Origin of the sequence: Citrobacter sp. C13 (assembly GCF_014596815.2) — a bacterium.
Lineage (GTDB): Bacteria > Pseudomonadota > Gammaproteobacteria > Enterobacterales > Enterobacteriaceae > Citrobacter > Citrobacter portucalensis.
The window spans coordinates 2,690,920-2,709,023 of record NZ_CP115024.1 but is presented as its reverse complement, the minus strand read 5'-3'; the positions used below and the strand labels follow the sequence as shown (position 1 = coordinate 2,709,023).

Annotated in this window: 17 protein-coding genes; 11 read left to right on the top strand and 6 right to left on the bottom strand. The window is 52.8% G+C overall.

Features of this window, described 5'->3' with window-relative positions; genetic code table 11:
* Positions 1–12 precede the first annotated feature (12 nt).
* The 5 genes from sufC (at position 13) to IB222_RS12920 (ending at position 4,779) form a co-directional block, all read left to right on the top strand.
* Positions 13–759 (top strand): Fe-S cluster assembly ATPase SufC, encoded by a 747-nt coding sequence (sufC, locus tag IB222_RS12940; RefSeq protein ID WP_149280871.1) that lies wholly within the window; start codon positions 13–15, stop codon positions 757–759.
* Positions 734–2,005 (top strand): Fe-S cluster assembly protein SufD, encoded by a 1,272-nt coding sequence (sufD, locus tag IB222_RS12935; protein ID WP_149384652.1) that lies wholly within the window; start codon positions 734–736, stop codon positions 2,003–2,005. The genes sufC and sufD overlap by 26 nt, the downstream gene beginning before the upstream one ends.
* On the top strand, positions 2,002–3,222 hold the full coding sequence (gene sufS, locus IB222_RS12930; RefSeq protein ID WP_008784609.1) for a cysteine desulfurase SufS: 1,221 nt from the start codon (positions 2,002–2,004) through the stop codon (positions 3,220–3,222). Before sufD ends, sufS begins: the two co-directional genes overlap by 4 nt.
* Positions 3,223–3,234: 12 nt before the next feature.
* The gene (sufE, locus tag IB222_RS12925) at positions 3,235–3,651 is read left to right on the top strand and encodes a cysteine desulfuration protein SufE (protein ID WP_003832654.1); all 417 of its coding nucleotides are present in this window, start codon (positions 3,235–3,237) and stop codon (positions 3,649–3,651) included.
* Between the two features lie 123 nt (positions 3,652–3,774).
* A complete protein-coding gene (locus IB222_RS12920; protein WP_003832656.1) occupies positions 3,775–4,779 on the top strand; it encodes a L,D-transpeptidase family protein in 1,005 nt (334 codons plus the stop codon).
* 67 nt (positions 4,780–4,846) lie between these two features.
* Here the strand turns inward: IB222_RS12920 and lpp are convergent, their stop codons facing one another.
* The 3 genes from lpp to IB222_RS12905 all read right to left on the bottom strand — a co-directional run bounded on the left by lpp (position 4,847) and on the right by IB222_RS12905 (position 7,007).
* The gene (gene lpp, locus IB222_RS12915; protein ID WP_003029373.1) at positions 4,847–5,083 is read right to left on the bottom strand and encodes a murein lipoprotein Lpp; all 237 of its coding nucleotides are present in this window, start codon (positions 5,081–5,083) and stop codon (positions 4,847–4,849) included.
* Positions 5,084–5,392: 309 nt separating this feature from the next.
* Complete coding sequence (pykF, locus tag IB222_RS12910) at positions 5,393–6,805, bottom strand: pyruvate kinase PykF (protein ID WP_003029366.1); 1,413 nt, start codon at positions 6,803–6,805, stop codon at positions 5,393–5,395.
* Between the two features lie 7 nt (positions 6,806–6,812).
* Positions 6,813–7,007: a hypothetical protein gene (locus IB222_RS12905; RefSeq protein WP_242637968.1), complete on the bottom strand. Its 195-nt coding sequence runs from the start codon at positions 7,005–7,007 to the stop codon at positions 6,813–6,815.
* Between the two features lie 375 nt (positions 7,008–7,382).
* On the opposite strand from IB222_RS12905, the gene IB222_RS12900 reads away from it, so the two are divergent.
* From IB222_RS12900 to IB222_RS12890, 3 genes are read left to right on the top strand one after another with little or no spacing between them, the layout of a single operon-like run.
* A complete protein-coding gene (locus IB222_RS12900) occupies positions 7,383–8,405 on the top strand; it encodes an ATP-binding cassette domain-containing protein (protein ID WP_149384653.1) in 1,023 nt (340 codons plus the stop codon).
* Positions 8,398–9,066, top strand: coding sequence for a methionine ABC transporter permease (locus IB222_RS12895; protein WP_149384654.1), 669 nt, complete (start codon positions 8,398–8,400; stop codon positions 9,064–9,066). Before IB222_RS12900 ends, IB222_RS12895 begins: the two co-directional genes overlap by 8 nt.
* A 21-nt stretch (positions 9,067–9,087) precedes the next feature.
* Positions 9,088–9,900, top strand: a complete 813-nt coding sequence (locus tag IB222_RS12890; protein WP_003029358.1) for a MetQ/NlpA family ABC transporter substrate-binding protein — start codon at positions 9,088–9,090, stop codon at positions 9,898–9,900.
* 94 nt (positions 9,901–9,994) lie between these two features.
* On the opposite strand, the gene ttrA is transcribed toward IB222_RS12890, so the two are convergent.
* From ttrA to ttrB, 3 genes are read right to left on the bottom strand one after another with little or no spacing between them, the layout of a single operon-like run.
* Entirely contained in the window at positions 9,995–13,060 is a 3,066-nt protein-coding gene (gene ttrA / locus IB222_RS12885) for a tetrathionate reductase subunit TtrA (RefSeq protein WP_149384655.1), read from the bottom strand.
* Positions 13,053–14,075, bottom strand: coding sequence for a tetrathionate reductase subunit TtrC (gene ttrC, locus IB222_RS12880; RefSeq protein ID WP_149384656.1), 1,023 nt, complete (start codon positions 14,073–14,075; stop codon positions 13,053–13,055). Before ttrC ends, ttrA begins: the two co-directional genes overlap by 8 nt.
* Positions 14,076–14,810 carry a tetrathionate reductase subunit TtrB gene (gene ttrB, locus IB222_RS12875; protein ID WP_223240821.1) on the bottom strand — a complete coding sequence of 245 codons (735 nt, stop codon included), beginning with the start codon at positions 14,808–14,810 and terminating at the stop codon, positions 14,076–14,078.
* Positions 14,811–14,989: 179 nt separating this feature from the next.
* Here ttrB and ttrS point away from each other — a divergent pair, with 179 nt between their 5' ends.
* From ttrS to fumD, 3 genes are all read left to right on the top strand, one after another.
* On the top strand, positions 14,990–16,771 hold the full coding sequence (gene ttrS / locus IB222_RS12870; protein ID WP_149384657.1) for a tetrathionate respiration histidine kinase TtrS: 1,782 nt from the start codon (positions 14,990–14,992) through the stop codon (positions 16,769–16,771).
* Positions 16,746–17,330 (top strand): tetrathionate respiration response regulator TtrR, encoded by a 585-nt coding sequence (gene ttrR, locus IB222_RS12865; RefSeq protein WP_149384658.1) that lies wholly within the window; start codon positions 16,746–16,748, stop codon positions 17,328–17,330. The genes ttrS and ttrR overlap by 26 nt, the downstream gene beginning before the upstream one ends.
* A gap of 92 nt (positions 17,331–17,422) precedes the next feature.
* Positions 17,423–17,632: a fumarate hydratase FumD gene (gene fumD, locus IB222_RS12860; RefSeq protein ID WP_003029345.1), complete on the top strand. Its 210-nt coding sequence runs from the start codon at positions 17,423–17,425 to the stop codon at positions 17,630–17,632.
* The last annotated feature ends 472 nt before the right edge of the window (positions 17,633–18,104 follow it).

Sequence of the window (18,104 nt, the reverse complement as noted above, 5' to 3'; positions counted from 1 at the left end):
TAAGGAAAGCACATGTTAAGCATCAAAGATTTACAGGTCAGTGTGGAAGATAAGGCGATCCTGCGTGGGTTGAGCCTTGAGGTTCGACCCGGAGAAGTTCACGCCATTATGGGACCAAACGGTTCGGGGAAAAGTACGCTTTCTGCAACCCTGGCCGGACGTGAAGACTACGACGTCACTGGCGGGAGCGTAGAGTTCAACGGCAAGGATTTACTGGAACTGTCGCCGGAGGACCGGGCCGGTGAAGGGATCTTTATGGCATTCCAGTATCCGGTGGAAATCCCTGGCGTTAGTAACCAGTTTTTCCTGCAAACGGCACTGAATGCGGTGCGCAGTTACCGTGGCGAAGAGTCGCTGGACAGGTTCGACTTCCAGGACCTGATGGAAGAGAAAATTGCGCTGCTGAAGATGCCGGAAGATTTGCTCACGCGTTCGGTTAACGTCGGTTTCTCCGGCGGTGAGAAAAAACGTAATGACATTCTGCAAATGGCCGTACTGGAGCCTCAGTTGTGCATTCTTGATGAGTCAGATTCCGGGCTGGATATTGATGCGCTGAAAATCGTTGCGGATGGCGTGAACTCGCTGCGTGACGGGAAACGCTCATTCATTATCGTCACTCACTATCAGCGCATCCTGGACTATATCAAACCCGATTTTGTTCACGTTCTCTACCAGGGGCGAATTGTGAAGTCCGGCGATTTTACGCTGGTCAAACAACTGGAGGAGCAAGGTTATGGCTGGCTTAGCGAACAGCAGTAACGTGCTGCAACAGTGGCACCATCTGTTTGAGACGCAAGGGGAGACACGCTCACACCATGCGCAGCAGCACTTGCAACAGATGCTGCGTCTGGGGCTGCCAACGCGTAAACATGAGGACTGGAAATACACGCCGCTGGAGGGATTAACCAACAGCCAGTTTGTCAGTCATGTCGCTGAGATAACGTCAGCCCAATGTGCAGCGTTATCGCCGACAATTGACGCTATTCGACTGGTATTTGTTGACGGACAATTCTCTCCGACGCTCAGCGACAGCGCGGACGGTAGCGGTTTTGACATTACCATTGACGATGCGCGCCAGGCGCTGCCAGCGGCTATCCAACCGGAAGTGTTTTTGCACCTTACTGAAAGCCTGTCCCGTAGCGTAACGCACATTCAGGTGAAGCGTAACCAGCGCCCCGCGAAGCCGCTGTTGCTGCTGCATATTACCCAGGGGGTGGCGGGCGATGAGGTGAATACGGCGCACTATCGCCACCATCTGGAGCTGGCGGAAGGCGCAGAAGCCACCGTCATTGAACACTATGCCAGCCTCAGCGAGCGTCGCCATTTCACCGGCGCACGCTTAACGATGAACGTCGCGGCAAACGCCCATTTGCGCCATATCAAACTGGCGTTTGAAAATCCGCTCAGCCACCACTTCGCCCATAATGATATTCAATTGGGTGCGGATGCGACTGCCGTCAGCCACAGTTTCTTGCTTGGTGATGCGGTATTGCGCCATAACACCAGTACGCAGCTTAACGGTGAAAACACCACGCTTCGTCTGAACAGTCTGGCGATGCCGGTGAAAAATGAAGTCTGTGATACACGGACCTGGCTTGAGCACAACAAAGGCTATTGCAACAGTCACCAGTTGCATAAAACGATTGTCAGCGATAAGGGGCGGGCGGTATTCAATGGTCTGATCAACGTCGCACAGCACGCCATCAAAACCGACGGTCAGATGACCAACAATAATCTGTTGCTCGGAAAGCTGGCGGAGGTGGATACCAAGCCACAGCTCGAAATCTACGCCGACAATGTGAAATGCAGCCACGGGGCGACGGTAGGACGGATCGACGACGAGCAGATGTTCTATCTGCGTTCACGCGGAATCGGTCAGCAGGATGCTCAACACATGATTCTCTATGCGTTTGCCGCTGAGCTGACGGAAGCCCTGGGCGATGAAACGCTGAAACAACAGGTACTGGCGCGGATCGCCCAACGCTTGCCGGGAGGCGCAGCATGACATTTCCCATTGAAAAAGTACGGGCAGACTTTCCGGTCCTGACGCGTGAAGTGAACGGTTTACCGTTGGCGTATCTGGACAGCGCTGCCAGCGCGCAAAAACCCAATCAGGTGATTGATGCTGAGGCCGAGTTTTATCGTCACGGCTATGCGGCGGTCCACCGCGGTATTCATACGCTGAGCGCCCAGGCCACGGAAAAAATGGAAAATGTGCGCAAGCTTGCCTCGTTGTTTATTAACGCCCGCTCAGCGGAAGAGCTGGTGTTTGTTCGTGGTACGACGGAAGGCATCAATCTGGTGGCGAACAGCTGGGGCAGCAGCAATGTGCGAGCGGGCGATAACATTATCATCAGCGAAATGGAGCACCACGCCAATATTGTGCCCTGGCAGATGCTGTGTGCCCGCGTAGGGGCAGAACTGCGTGTTATTCCGCTCAATGCCGATGGTACGTTGCAGCTGGAGACGCTGCCGACGCTGTTTGACGATCGTACGCAACTGCTGGCGATTACCCACGTTTCTAACGTGTTGGGTACCGAGAACCCGTTATCGGAAATGATTGAGCTAGCGCATCAATACGGCGCAAAAGTGTTGGTGGATGGCGCGCAGGCGGTGATGCATCATCAGGTGGATGTCCAGGCACTGGATTGCGATTTTTATGTTTTCTCCGGGCATAAACTTTATGGACCAACCGGTATTGGCGTTCTGTATGCCAGAGAGTCGCTGTTGCAGGAAATGCCACCCTGGGAAGGCGGTGGTTCAATGATTGCGACGGTGAGTTTGAGTCAGGGAACAACGTGGGCCAAAGCCCCCTGGCGTTTTGAAGCCGGAACGCCAAACACCGGAGGTATTATCGGACTCGGCGCGGCTATTGAGTATGTTTCAGCACTGGGGCTTACTGAAATCAGCGAATATGAACAGTTCATGATGCGCTATGCATTGGAGCAGCTGGCAGATGTACCTGATTTGACGCTCTACGGGCCGGATAACCGCCTGGGTGTGATTGCATTTAACCTTGGTAAACATCACGCCTTTGACGTCGGCAGTTTTCTTGATAACTATGGAATAGCCGTGCGGACGGGACATCACTGCGCTATGCCGCTGATGGCCTACTATAACGTTCCTGCTATGTGCCGGGCGTCGATTGCAATGTACAACACCCATGAAGAAGTGGATCGCCTGGTAACGGGCCTCAAGCGTATTCATCATTTACTGGGCTAACAGGGAGGCGTTATGGCTGCGCTACCGGATAAAGAAAAGTTGTTGCGTAATTTTCTGCGTTGCGCTAATTGGGAAGAGAAATACCTGTACATTATTGAGCTGGGTCAGCGTTTGCCGGAATTAAACGACGACCTACGCTGCCCGGAAAATAGCATCCAGGGATGTCAAAGTCAGGTATGGATTGTTATGAACCAGAATGGCGAAGGGATTATTGAATTACAGGGCGACAGTGATGCGGCAATTGTTAAAGGACTTATTGCCGTGGTATTCATTTTGTATGATCGCATGACGGCCCAGGATATTGTGAATTTTGATGTGCGTCCGTGGTTTGAAAAAATGGCGCTCGCACAGCACCTCACACCGTCTCGTTCACAAGGACTGGAGGCGATGATTCGGGCTATTCGCGCCAAAGCCGCAACTCTTAGCTAAACTGATAAAACACGTTAACTTTCAGACCGACTTGAAAGCGTTCGTGTAAGGCAACGCAGTGACTCGTAAGCCGGATTGGGCGCTCGCCGCGGTCCGGCAAGAACGCCAGGGGGGTGAGTGAGTATGAAACGCGCGTCTGTTATTACGTTAATGCTAATCGGCGCTTACAGCGCTATTCAGGCCGCATGGGCGGTCGATTATCCTTTGCCCCAGGCGAATAGCCGCCTTGTTGGGCAAAACCAAACCTACACCGTGCAGGAAGGCGATAAAAATCTACAGGCGATAGCCCGTAAGTTTGATACCGCTGCCATGCTGATCCTTGAAGCCAACAATACTATTGCCCCCGTACCTAAACCCGGAACCCTGATTACTATTCCCTCACAATTACTGCTGCCGGATGCACCACGCGAAGGCATTATTGTGAATCTGGCGGAACTGCGTCTGTATTACTTCCCGCCGGGAGAGAATATTGTTCAGGTATTCCCAATTGGTATCGGTTTGCAGGGGCTGGAAACGCCGGTAATGGAAACCCGGGTTGGGCAGAAAATCCCGAATCCTACCTGGACCCCTACACCAGGCATCCGTAAACGCTCTCTGGAGCGCGGCATCACATTACCGCCTGTTGTACCTGCCGGGCCAAATAACCCGTTAGGACGCTTTGCACTGCGTCTGGCGCATGGAAACGGTGAGTATCTGATCCATGGCACCAGCGCACCGGACAGCGTGGGCCTGCGTGTGAGTTCTGGTTGTATTCGCATGAACGCGCCGGACATTAAAGCACTGTTTGCTCAGGTCCGCACAGGCACGCCGGTCAGGGTGATTAATGAGCCGATAAAATATTCGATTGAGCCGAACGGCATGAGGTATGTCGAAGTGCATCGACCGCTGTCGCCGGAAGAGGAACAAAACGTCCAGACCATGCCGTATGTGCTGCCAGCCGGATTTACCCAGTTTAAAGACAATAAAGCGGTGGATAACAATCTGGTGGAAAGGGCGTTGTATCGTCGCGCAGGTTATCCGGTCACCGTCACTGCCGGGCAAGCATCGGTCGCGAGCAATGGGCCAGAAGTGAAGTCTGCGCAAAATGGCGTGCCGGGAGGAGATGCTGAGGTACGCGCTACGCAATAACAGGGAAGGGGAATTCAGAGCAAAAAAATGGCGCACAAAGTGCGCCATTTTTATTACACAGATACTATTACTTGCGGTATTTAGTAGCTGCGTTGTCCAGACGCTGGTTAGCGCGAGCTGCGTCATCTTTAGCAGCCTGAACGTCGGAACGCATTGCGTTCACGTCGTTGCTCAGCTGGTCAACTTTAGCGTTCAGAGTCTGAACGTCAGAAGACAGCTGATCGATTTTAGCGTTGCTGGAGCAACCTGCCAGCAGAGTAGAACCCAGGATTACCGCGCCCAGTACCAGTTTAGTACGATTCATTATTAATACCCTCTAGATTGAGTTAATCTCCATGTAGCGTTACAAGTATTACACAAAGTTTTTTATGTTGAGAATATTTTTTTGATGGGAATGCACTTATTTTTGATCGTTCGCTCAAAGAAGCATCGAATTGTGCAAAAACGGCTAAAAACCCGAGTGAAAACAGAAAGCTTCCATCGGATTCATCTTAGATAATCACGGATTAGATAGTGAAATCCGATTTGATTTTTTATTAATTGTGGCTATCGATTAAATAAAAAAAGCGCCACCAGGGCGCTTTTTTAAGCAAATTAATTCGCGTTGGAATTATTACAGCACGTGAACGGATGCGGTGTTGGTGGTGCCGCTCGGAACCAGTGCACCAGAAACCATAACCACAACGTCACCTTTCTGAGCCAGACCGCTTTCCAGAGCGACTTCTTTACCCAGACGATAGAAATCATCGGTAGAGCTGATTTCTTTAACCACCTGTGCAACAACGCCTTTGCTCAGCACCAGCTGACGCGCGGTAGTTTCGTTGGTGGTCAGCGCCAGGATGGTGGCATCCGGGAAGTATTTACGTACTGCGCGAGCAGATTTACCACCCTGGGTTGCGACGACGATCAGCGGCGCGTCCAGTTTTTCAGCAGTTTCAACCGCGCCACGGCAAACGGCTTCGGTGATGCGCAGTTTGCGGCTGTCGTTGTTGAAGTCCAGACGGCTGGTCATCACACGGTCAGTACGCTCACAGATGGTCGCCATGATGGTAACGGCTTCCAGAGGGTATTTACCTTTTGCAGACTCGCCAGACAGCATTACTGCGTCGGTACCGTCGAGGATGGCGTTCGCTACGTCACCGGCTTCAGCGCGGGTCGGACGCGGGTTTTTGATCATGGAGTCCAGCATCTGGGTCGCAGTGATAACGACTTTACGTGCACGGATACATTTTTCGATGATCATCTTCTGCGCGAAGATAACTTCTTCAACCGGGATCTCAACGCCCATATCGCCACGCGCAACCATGATGCCGTCAGACGCTTCGAGAATTTCGTCGAAGTTGTTCAGGCCTTCCTGGTTTTCGATTTTGGAGATGATCTGGATGTTTTCGCCGCCGTGCGCTTTCAGGTGCTCACGGATTTCAACGACGTCAGAACGTTTACGGATAAAGGACGCTGCAACGAAGTCAACGCCTTGCTCGCAACCGAAGATCAGGTCTTGTTTGTCTTTTTCAGCCAGTGCTGGCAGCGCGATGGAAACGCCCGGCAGGTTAACGCCTTTGTTTTCGCCCAGGTCGCCGTTGTTCAGCACTTTACAGATAACTTTGTTACCTTCGATGGCGGTAACTTCCATGCCGATCAGACCATCGTCAACCAGAACGGTGTTGCCGACGGACAGATCTTTAGTGAAGCCTTCATAAGTAACAGCAACGATTTCGTTGTTGCCTACGACAGATTTGTCGGTGGTGAAGGTGAAGGTCTGGCCCGCTTTCAGGGAAACGTCGTTACCGCCTTCCAGTTTGATGGTACGGATTTCCGGACCTTTGGTGTCGAGCAGGATTGCGGCTTTCTTGCCGGTTTTGCTCATGACGTTGCGCAAATTCTTGATGCGCTGACCGTGTTCTGCGTAATCACCGTGGGAGAAGTTCAGACGCATGACGTTCATGCCCGCGTCCAGCATTTTGGTTAACATCTCTTCGGATTCGGTTTTCGGACCGATGGTGCAAACAATTTTCGTCTTTTTCATGACAGTCTTAGTCTTTAAGTTGAGAAGGATATGGAAATCTGGCTCCCGCCGCGCACGGACGGGAAGCTAAACCTGAGTTACGAAAGTTGTGATGCCTCGCTCTAAGGATAGGTGACATCGAAAGAGCGTGCAGAGGAATGTGTGCTTGTGTTTCAGCCCAACGGGATGGTGAGTTTTGTAGTCGTTGAGTTTTACAGGTCAATGTGCTGAAACCATTCAAGAGACAATTGGCGCGCATTATACGCTGAAAATTATCAAAAAGGAAAATGGAAACAGCGTTTCAAAACACTTCTGTGCAGTTTTACAATAAATATTCATTAATTTGTTCATCGGTATGGATAAAGAGGTTATCGGGCGTTGCGTTCTGTTGCGCAACAAACTGCATTTAACATCCTGATGACTATGTTTTATACGGTTGACGTTGATCTTGTACTATATTTCTAAAAGTTATATCAAATTCGTTTTAATTCATTCTAAAAGCCAATTCCACTGATTACACTCGTTTGGACATCCATACTGCTAAACAGCTAAAAGCGATAGCAGAAGAACAATAAGTAGCAGCGGATACCCAAACGACATGATTGTCCTGAAAAATATTTCGAAAGTGTTTACGCCAGGCAGGCTTGCCATCACCGCTGTCGATAACGTCAATCTGACGGTTGAACAGGGGCAGATTTACGGAATTATTGGTTACAGCGGGGCAGGTAAGAGCACCTTAATTCGTTTGCTCAATGGTCTCGAAAAACCGACCTCCGGCAGCGTGACGATTAACGGCCACGATATCTCTGCCGCCAGTGGGGAATCGTTACGCCAGGCGCGACTGAAAATCAGCATGGTGTTTCAACACTTCAATTTGCTGTGGTCGCGGACCGTTAGCGAAAATATTGCTTTCTCTATGCAAATCGCCGGTGCGTCCAAAGCGTCCATCAAAGCGCGGGTTGCTGAACTGATTACGCTGGTTGGGCTGAGCGGTCGTGAAAATGCGTATCCTTCCCAGCTCAGCGGTGGGCAAAAGCAGCGTGTAGGAATTGCCCGCGCGCTGGCGAACAATCCGGATGTCCTGCTGTGTGACGAAGCCACCTCGGCGCTGGATCCGCAAACTACCGATCAGATCCTCGATTTACTCCTCGATATTAACCGTCGCTTCAAATTGACCATTGTGCTGATCACTCATGAAATGCACGTAGTACGCAAAATCTGCGACCGCGTCGCGGTAATGGAAAACGGCAAGGTCGTTGAGGAAGGTGATGTGCTCAGCGTCTTTACCCATCCTCAGCAGCCTATTACCCGACAGTTTGTTCGTCAGGTGAGCCAGTACACCGAAGAAGACGAGTTTAATCCGCAACTGGCAAGCGAGTTGGGTGGGGTGGTTATCAAATTAACCTTTACCGGGCAACGCACGCACCGACCTGTGGTTGGGGAATTGACCCTGCGCTATGGCCTGCCGTTCAACATCTTGCACGGCAAAATGACGCAAACCGCACACGGCGCGTTTGGTCAGCTCTGGGTGCACGTGGTGGCCTCTGAGGAACAATTGAACAATATTTTGGCCGACCTGCGCCAGAGCGACATTGAAGGCGAGGTGATTCAACATGGCTGAAGAACTGTTTCCCCATCTGAAGTGGGAGCAACTGTTAGCGGCAACCCAGGAAACGCTGTATATGACAGCTCTTTCGGGGGCGGCGACCTTTATCCTTGGCATCGCGCTTGGCCTGGCGTTGTTCCTGACAGCGCGCGGCGGATTATTCCCTAATCGCGCGGTATATAGCGCTATTTCACTGGTGGTGAATATCTTTCGTTCGATCCCATTCATCATTTTGATCGTGCTGCTTATCCCGTTTACCAAAGCGATGGTAGGCACCATTCTCGGCGCCAATGCCGCGTTGCCTGCGCTGATCGTGGGGGCCACGCCGTTTTATGCGCGTCTGGTCGAAATCGCTCTGCGTGAAGTGGATAAAGGCGTTATTGAAGCGACGCGTTCGATGGGCGCACGTCTGAGCACGCTTATTTTTCGAGTTTTACTGCCGGAATCCTCTCCTGCTCTGGTGTCCGGGATCACCGTGACGCTAATTGCGCTGGTGAGCTACAGCGCGATGGCAGGGGTAATTGGTGCCGGTGGTTTAGGGAATTTGGCCTATCTGGAAGGATTCCAGCGCAACCACAGCGACGTCACGCTGGTGGCGACGGTGACGATTTTGCTCATTGTCTTCATCATCCAGCTTTGCGGCGATGTGATCACCTCTCTGTTAGATAAACGCTAATAAAATACGGAAACCATTATCATGAAAAAATCACTGACGTTACTCGCTGCAGCAACCTTAAGCGCCCTGAGCTTTGCCTCCTGGGCTGATACTCTGACCGTTGGCGCGTCTAATGTGCCGCATGCGGAGATCCTTGAACAGGCCAAACCGATTCTGGCGAAGCAGGGGATCGATCTGGAGATTAAACCGTTCCAGGATTACATTCTGCCGAACACTGCGCTGGCTGGCCGTGAGATTGATGCCAACTACTTCCAGCATATTCCGTACCTGAACAGCGTGATTAAAGATCATGCAGGCGATAAAACATATGACTTCGTCAGTGCCGGAGCGATTCACATTGAGCCGATTGGTATCTATTCGAAAAAAGTGAAATCGCTTAAAGATCTACCGGAAGGCGGCAAAGTCATCATGCGTGATGCGGTATCTGAGGAAGGCCGAATTCTGTCGATTTTCGAAAAAGAGGGAGTGATCAAGCTGAAGCCGGGCGTGGATAAAGTAACCGCGCGCATTAGCGATATCGTCGAAAACCCGAAAAAGCTGAAGTTCCTGCCAAACGTGGAAGCCGCGCTGTTACCGCAGATGTATAACAACGACGAAGGTGATGCGGTGGTGATTAACGCCAACTACGCCATCGACGCCGGGCTGGATCCAGTGAAAGATCCTATTGCCGTTGAAAGTGGTGAAAACAACCCGTATGCCAACATCATTACCGTGCATCGTGGCGACGAGAAGAAAAAGGATATCGTAGCGCTGGTTGATGTCCTGCATTCAAAAGAGATCCAGGACTGGATCCGTACTAAATATAAAGGTGCGGTGATCCCGGTAAACAACTAATCTGTTTTTTGCCGGGTGGCGGCAGTGCTTTACCCGGCCTACGATGTCCTGTAGGCCGGGTAAAACGCGTTCGCAATGCCATGCGGCACCAGAGCTACACTCGCTCAATTCTCGCGGGCAACCCCTGACGCACCGACGCACCCGACACCCAGTCAAGCCAGGTATTGGCTACCTGTCGGGTTGGGTCCGCAAAACCCAACTCGTTGAGATTAATCCCCGACTTAATCTGCTCATCAAACGCCATCGGCTCACCGTCGAGGGTATGCCGTGCCGCGCCCATTTCTTTATGTCCGTAACCATGTTCAATGGCGATGACACCCGGCATGACGCCATGCAGAAGGCTTATCTGCGCTTGCGCCTGACCGCCTGGGGTAGTGATACGCACGATATCGCCGTGTGCTAAGCCATACCGCTGACCATCCTGTGGATTGAGCGCCACCAGATTAACTGGCTTCAGATGATGAAGGCGTGGGATCACCGCCGTGGCGCTGGACATGGTATTGGATTTGAAGGAAATCAGTTTCAACGGCCACTCTTGTTCCGGGAACAACTCCTCGATTGCACGTCCATCTGACAGACGTGATGGATACCAGGCCGGGCAGCCGCTGTAGCGCTCGCCGGTAATCGCATGGCGGTGCGCGGCGACGTTCGCATTCCAGATTTGGAGCGGTTTTTCCCAGGCATTGCCGACGCGGTTATCAACTCGCCCACTGTTGTCCGGTGCAAAGCGTCCGCCGCGGGAGTAGATAAACGCCACTCGGCTGATTTCATCGGCTTTCAGCGTTTGGGTCATCACAGGCATGATCCGCTGGACTCCGGTCAGCGCAATGTCTTCCGGCTGTGCCTCTGCAACCGGGGCTTTGCCCATAAACGCAATATTGGCGGCGAGGCGCAGGTAGTAATCTTCCGCACGATTCAACGGATAGTGATTACCTTGCGGGTCGGTAATCGCATTGTCGCCGAAACCGGGTAGCCCGATGCGTTTTGCCACTGCGATACAGAAAGACTCCATTGAGGCCGGTTGACCGTCAGCCGTGAGGCTGGTCGCCGATCTGACAACTGGCCAACGCGCGGTGGTGGCTTTGCTGGCCACGCCCGCCCACGGAGCGCTGAATCCCCAGCTTTCGAAGTTGTGGGTATCCGGCACGATGTAATCTGCCAGCGCCGTGGTTTCGTTCATAAAGGCGTCAATGGCAATAAACAGCGGCAAGCGAGCAGGATCCTTGAGCTTTTCTTCCGCCACGCCGCGTAATCCCGCAATGCCGTAAAACGGGTTGGTCATGTTGGAGATCCAGGCTTTCAGCGGATAAGGGTAACCTTCAAGTGCCGAGACGAGGAGTTCGGTAAGCTGACCGGCGACAAACGGATACCAGGGGGCTTTAGCCGGGAAGGGGGATTGTCCGGCTGCGACCTTATTGCGGTACTCTTCGGAAGACTCATAAGCGGTTTTACTGCGCGCGATGCTTAACCCTTTCGGTTTTACCTTCCCGGCGAAGCTGTCCATGTTGTAGCGCGGACCGTCGGTGGCACCATTGAATTTGCCGCCACCAACAAACACGCCGCCTTCAAGGCTGAGGTTACCAATAAGCGCATTGAGCATCATCACCGACCAGGCGTTATAAAACCCATTACCTGCCATCATACCGCCGTGCGTGATCACCGCCGCTTTACGCCCGTGGCGGGTGAATGCGTCGGCCAGAGCGCCAATGTCTGCTTCTGACACCCCACACTGCTGGCTGTACTGCGTTAGCGACAGTTTCTCTGCGGACTCACGCAGACACTGGAAGCTGCTTTTTACCGTTACCGTCTGCCCGTCAGCCAGCGTCACCTTGCGGGTAACAAACAGCTGCGCACGCGGGCAACTGCTGGCGGCGACAATCTCACCTGCCTCGTTGACGACCACCGGCTCCTGGGCGGCGTTTGCACTCAGATGGGCGAGGGTCAGGTGCTGTCCGGCAAGCGTTGGAATTTCATCGGTAATCACCAGATGTGTGGCGTTAGTCCAGCTTTTTTCTCCCGCCTGCTGCATGGCCTGCACGCCGGGAATGGCGAGATAATCAGCGTTATAGCGTTGCTTATTGATAATCCAGCTTATCATCCCCATTGCCAGCGCGGAGTCGCTTCCCGGTCGTACGGGTTGCCAGTGGCCGCGATCGTCAGCCAGCACCGTGGTTAATGGCAGGGCTGGCGCCACCACAACATAGCGGAAGTCGTCACGTAAACGGGCGCTGGCCAGCTGGCGGGCCTGGCGCTTAAACGGGTTGCCGGATTGCGCCGGAGAGGTACCCATAAACAGCGCGAATTCGACGTTATCCCAGTCGGGTTTCACGTGGGTATTTTTATCCAGATCGCCCATTAACGCGCCGGAACCGGCCCGATAGGCCAGGCCGCAGTAAGCGCCATGAGCACCGAAGTTTTTACTGCCGAAACTGTTCAGCGCGAAGCGGCGTAAAAAGGTATCACGTCCTTCATCGCTGGTATTGGTGACCAGCAGTTGATTGGATTTTGGGCCAAAGCCGGGATGTTTCGCATCAAGCGGTGTAGTGGGATCGTGGATGGCTCTCAGACCATCAACGTGGCCTTCACCAAACAAATCGCCACCTTCCACCACCTCTTTGATCAGCTGTTCGAAGCTGATGCGCTGCCATTTTCCTTCACCGCGTTTACCGACGCGCTTCATGGGCTCCAGTATACGTAGCGGGCTGTACAGACCTTCGAGTAAGGTTGCGCCACGGGCGCAGGCGGTAGAACGTGCGTCAAGACCTGACTCCCCGGCCAGCTGTTCCAATGCCGTGGCAAAGGGGACAGAGGCGTCTATATGGTGCTCGTGCGACAACGGATGATAAGGGTTGCCCGCAATGCGCAGCACTTTGCCTTGCTCAGTGTCAACGCGAACCCGTACACCACACTGCGTCCAGCAACCAAAGCACTGCGTCATCGAGATCACCTGCTGCGGGTTTTGCTGCCAGTGAGGCCGGGCGTTGGCTTCGGGGATGAGCGCGTTGGCAAAAATGCGGTCACGGGTAATTTTGCCCGAGGTTCCGTCCAACAAACCGTCTATTGCGCGCTTTGCCACATCCCGATAACTCAGGCCAAAAGTCACAATGCCACCTACGGCAAGGCCCACTTTAAGCCACTGACGACGGGTTAAATTAGCCATGTTGCATTCTCCTTGCGATCGCGTTCAGGGCTTCACGAACAATAATAATCAGTGCTATCCACAGGCCGAAGGTACCCATAATAGCCAGCCAGCCATCGGTGCCGCCGGGCAGGGTATAGGGATTAAACTGCGCGTTAAATTTCGGTACGGTCTGCACCTGGATGAGTAACGTCCAGCGCATTAGCCAGCACAGCGCCATAGCGCTAAAAGCGAGTAATATGCGCAGCGGTAGCGACAAGGGGTAACGTACAACCAACCCGCAAAGAGCAAGCGAAACAAGCCATAGCGCAACCCAACCGATAGCGTAGTGTTGTGCTGAAGAGGCAACATCCAGCCACTGACGGATAGCCGAACCGGAAAGCGTATTACCACTCGCCCAGATCGCCACCACGATAGCCAGCGCGATCAACGTGACCATTTGCCCCCACGCTAGTTTACGCGGTAGTGCGTCCTTGCTATTTGTCGTGGCAATAAGCAGGGCAAGAAATGTTTGCAGCGCGCTGAGGAACATCGCAACCGGAAAGGCGTAACTGAACCAAATGGGACGCGCCTGTACCACCGACACTTCACGGCCGGTGTAAACCAGCAATCCGATGGCGGACAGCGCGCTACCAAGTGCTAACCATTTTGTGACGCTGTAACTTTTTAGCGTTAGTCGTTTCACATGCTGCGCCAGAAACCACAGACCTAAAAAACCGGTAAACAGCGGTAAAAACAGCGCGCCCCACGGCATCCAGGACCATGGCGTCGGATACGCATAGAAGTGCCAGACGCGGGCGGTTTGGTGTAGATCAGCGGTCAGCGCCAGCGGCGCGGTAATCGCACAGGTCAGGGCGATTAACAGCGTCAGATTCTCCAGGTTTGCCGTTTCTTTTTTGCGCCAGTGGAGAACGCATGCGAACAGCGCGGCGCAGGCGGCAATGCCGATGAAAAAGAAATATTGTACGGCCCAGGGTAACCAGCTTACGTCCTGGGGATGGGCCAGAACCTCGTTGATAATCAGTGAATGGTTCATTTAAACCTCCTGCCAGAGAGCGGGTTGAGCTCGTCCCATCAATGGGGTGACAAACGCCTCATCCAGTCCCAGATAGAACACGTGAGGAGACGTACCGCTTTCCGGCTTCAGGACTTTGATGGCGTCATGGTGTTCATGCAGCATTTGTGAAATGCGGCTGCGCGGATCTTTAATATCGCCAATGATGCGCGCGCCGCCGACGCAGGATTCCACACAGGCCGGGAGCAGCCCCGCTTCTAGGCGGTGAACGCAAAAGGTACATTTATCCGCGGTTTGCGTTTCATGATTGATGAATCGCGCATCATAAGGGCAGGCCTGCACGCAATAGGCGCAGCCCACGCAGCGTGTGTTGTCGACCACCACAATGCCGTCTTCGCGTTGGAAAGTGGCCTGTACCGGGCAAACGGGCACGCAAGGGGGATTATCACAATGGTTGCACAGTCGCGGCAGCAGGACGTTGGTGACGTTTTGCTGGCCTTCAGTCTGCACTTGATACTGGTTGACGAGGGTACGAAATTCGCCCTGTGGCGTCTGGTTTTCAATGGCGCAACTGACGGTACATGCCTGGCAGCCGATACAGCGTCGCAGGTCAACCAGCATGGCGTAGCGATGCTGTTGTAAGCCTTCGTGGCGTTCAGGCGAAAAGGGAAATTGCGCCTGAGCCAGCGGAACCAGTGATGCGCCAGCGGTCAGGACGCCCAGTTGCTGGAGAAACTGCCGTTTACTGCTGTCCATATTTTCTCCCGTCACGATGCAACAACGAAACATTGGTCACGCCGTTGATTTGCGTGTGATGAATAAAGAATCTCAATGATTTACAGTGTAAAAATCGTGACGGGGTATACTCTATTGTGGTTAACCACATACCCGGCTTGTTGTTGATCTAAAACAACATAATTGACAGGGATAATTGAGTGGGACGTAACGTAGTAAGATGTCTGACGGTGTTGGTGTCGCTGTGGGTGCTAAGCGGCGCGGTCAGGGCGCAGACATGGAACATTGGCGTTTTGGCGATGCGCGGGGAGGTTTCAACACGCAATCACTGGCAGCCGCTGGAAACCTTGTTGAATCAGCAAATCCCCGGTGAGCAGTTTCATATTCAACCGCTGGACCTGCACCAGATGCAGGAGGCGGTGAATCGTGGCACGGTACACTTTGTGGTCACCAATCCGGCGCAGTTTGTCCAGCTAAACAGCCGCTCGGCGCTACGTTGGTTGGCGTCGCTACGCTCCACTCGTGGTGGGAAAGCCACCAGTAACGTGATTGGCAGCGCGATCCTCGTCAGGCGCGACAGCGGGATAACCTCCGCACACGATCTGATCGGCAAAACGGTTGGCGCCATTGATGCACAGGCGTTTGGCGGCTATTTGTTGGGATATAAAGCGCTCAGCGATGCTGGTCTGCGCCCGGAGCGCGATTTGCGTCTGACGTTCACCGGATTTCCCGCCGATGCCTTACTCTATTTATTACGTGAAAAAGCTGTGCAGGCGGTGATTGTGCCGGTGTGCCTGCTGGAAAAAATGGATGAAGAAGGCCTCATCCGTAAAACCGATTTTATGACCGTGTTGAACCATCCGACCTCAATTCCCTGTTTAACCAGTACGCCGCTCTATCCGGACTGGTCATTTGCCGCATTACCTGCAGTGAGTGACGAGCTGGCCGATCGCGTCACGCGGGTACTGTTCAATGCACCGCAAAACGCGGCGTTTCGCTGGGGCGCGCCCGCCTCGACCCGTGAAGTAGAAGCGTTGCTGCGCGACGTCCGCCAGCATCCGCAGCAGCGTCAGCTGTGGCTGGATGTCAAAAGCTGGTTTATTCAACACCGACTGGCGATGGGGGGCGTGGCCATCGTGTTGCTGTTGCTTACGCTCAATTACATCTGGGTGATGCTGTTGGTTCGCCGACGTGGCAGGCAACTGGAGCGGAACAACGTGTTGTTGCACAAACAGGAACAGGCGCTGGAGACTGCCCGCCAAATGAGTGTGCTGGGGGAGATGACCTCCGGTTTTGCCCATGAACTCAATCAGCCGTTGTCGGCTATCCGCCATTATGCCCAAGGCTGTCTGATTCGCCTGCGCGGTCAGGATGAGCAGCATCCGTTGCTGCCCGCGCTTGAGCACATCGACGCCCAGGCACAAAGGGGGGCCGATACGCTGCGCAATCTCCGGCAGTGGGTCAGCCAGGCACAGGGCAATCCGGTACTTACCGATGACTGGCAAGCCATCAACATTCACGATGCTATCCATCATGTCTGGCAATTACTGCGCATGCCCCAGCAATTCCCGGCGGTAACGCTGCACACGCAGGTCAGCAAGGCGTTAACGCTGACGCTGCCAAGCGTTCTTCTTGAGCAGGTGCTGGCCAATCTGGTACTCAATGCCGCTCAGGCAGGGGCAACGACAGTATGGTTTAGCGCCCTGCATAAGGATGGTGGTGTGCGTATACAGGTGCAGGATAATGCCGGAGGCATTGATGAGGGTCAGTTGTATCAGGCGTTTCAGCCGTTTATGACCACTCGTAAAGAAGGCATGGGACTAGGACTGGCCATTTGTCAGCGGCTGGTGCGCTACGCCAACGGAGATATTGAGATCAACAATCAGCAGGCCCCGGACGGAAAAGCGGGGGCGAGAGTGACATTGTATTTTAAACCAAATCGGGAAGGAGGCCGTAGTGGCGATAATTCATCTGCTGGATGACGACATTGCCGTCACCCAGGCCTGTGCGTTTTTATTGGAAAGTCTGGGATATGAGGTGTTTTGCTGGGAGCAAGGCGAGAAATTCCTCGCCGAGGCAAATCTGCACCAGGTGGGTGTACTACTGCTGGATATGCGCATGCCGGTCCTGGATGGGCACGCTGTGCATGAAATCATGCGTCAGAAAGCAAGCACGCTGGCGGTGGTCTTTCTCACCGGGCATGGCGATGTGCCGATGGCGGTTGAACAAATGAAACGTGGCGCGGTCGATTTTTTGCAAAAACCGGTGTCAGCCGTGCCGCTGCAGGCAGCATTAGAACATGCCTTGCAAGTCTCGGCAGCGGCGTTCTCGCGACAAGAGATCATCTGCTGCTATCAACAACTAACGCCAAAAGAACGGGAACTGGCGCATCTGGTAGCAAAAGGATTAATGAATCGGGAAATTTCTGATGCCATGAATATTGCCGTGCGTACGGTTGAAGTGCACCGGGCGCGGGTGATGGAAAAAATGCAGGCAGGAAGTCTTGCTGAGCTTGTTAATCGACTTCAGCGAGTTCAGTAGAATGATGACATTTCTTTGATTTTCATTGAATTTTGTCTAAATCCTCAGAGTGATATATGCTGTTGGTTTGAGTTAATGACGAGCGGGCAAAAATGGGAAATCAGACGAAAGACGACGAGTTGTACCGTGAAATGTGCAGAGTAGTCGGTAAAGTAGTGCTGGAAATGCGCGATCTGGGACAAGAGCCTAAGCATATCGTCATTGCGGGAGTACTGAGAACCACCCTTGCTAACCAGCGTGTGAAGCGCAGTGAGTTAGAAAAACAGGCTATTGAGACCGTAATTAAAGCATTGGCCGGTTAATCCGCAAAAAGAGGGCGGTAGTTTCTCTCGCCGTCCTCTTATTCTCATTACGTTAATCTATCAATAATTATAATTTAGTTCTGCAATTAGCGCTCTCAAACTCGTTGTATATTTAGTTATATATCGCATGGTATATAAAAATATATATGAGAGTGGAGTCACAAATATTTGCAAAGTATATGAAGTGCTATTTCAATTTATCTTAATGATAATAAATCTCACTCCGCATTAATTATATCCCTTCCGTTTTTTAATTGATGACGATCAAGACTATGCATGCTGAATAACCACATTATTTCTACGCCTAACCCTAAAGGATTAGATTCATTCAGTTTAACCACCGTCATTTACGCGATCAGGTTAGGGCAAAAATTTACGTGTTGTTGGCAACATTAACCGCCCGATATGGCTTGAGCTGCGCTGGTTTAAATTAGCCTGGAGGTGTTGCTACCACAGCATTTGCGAAGAGGAT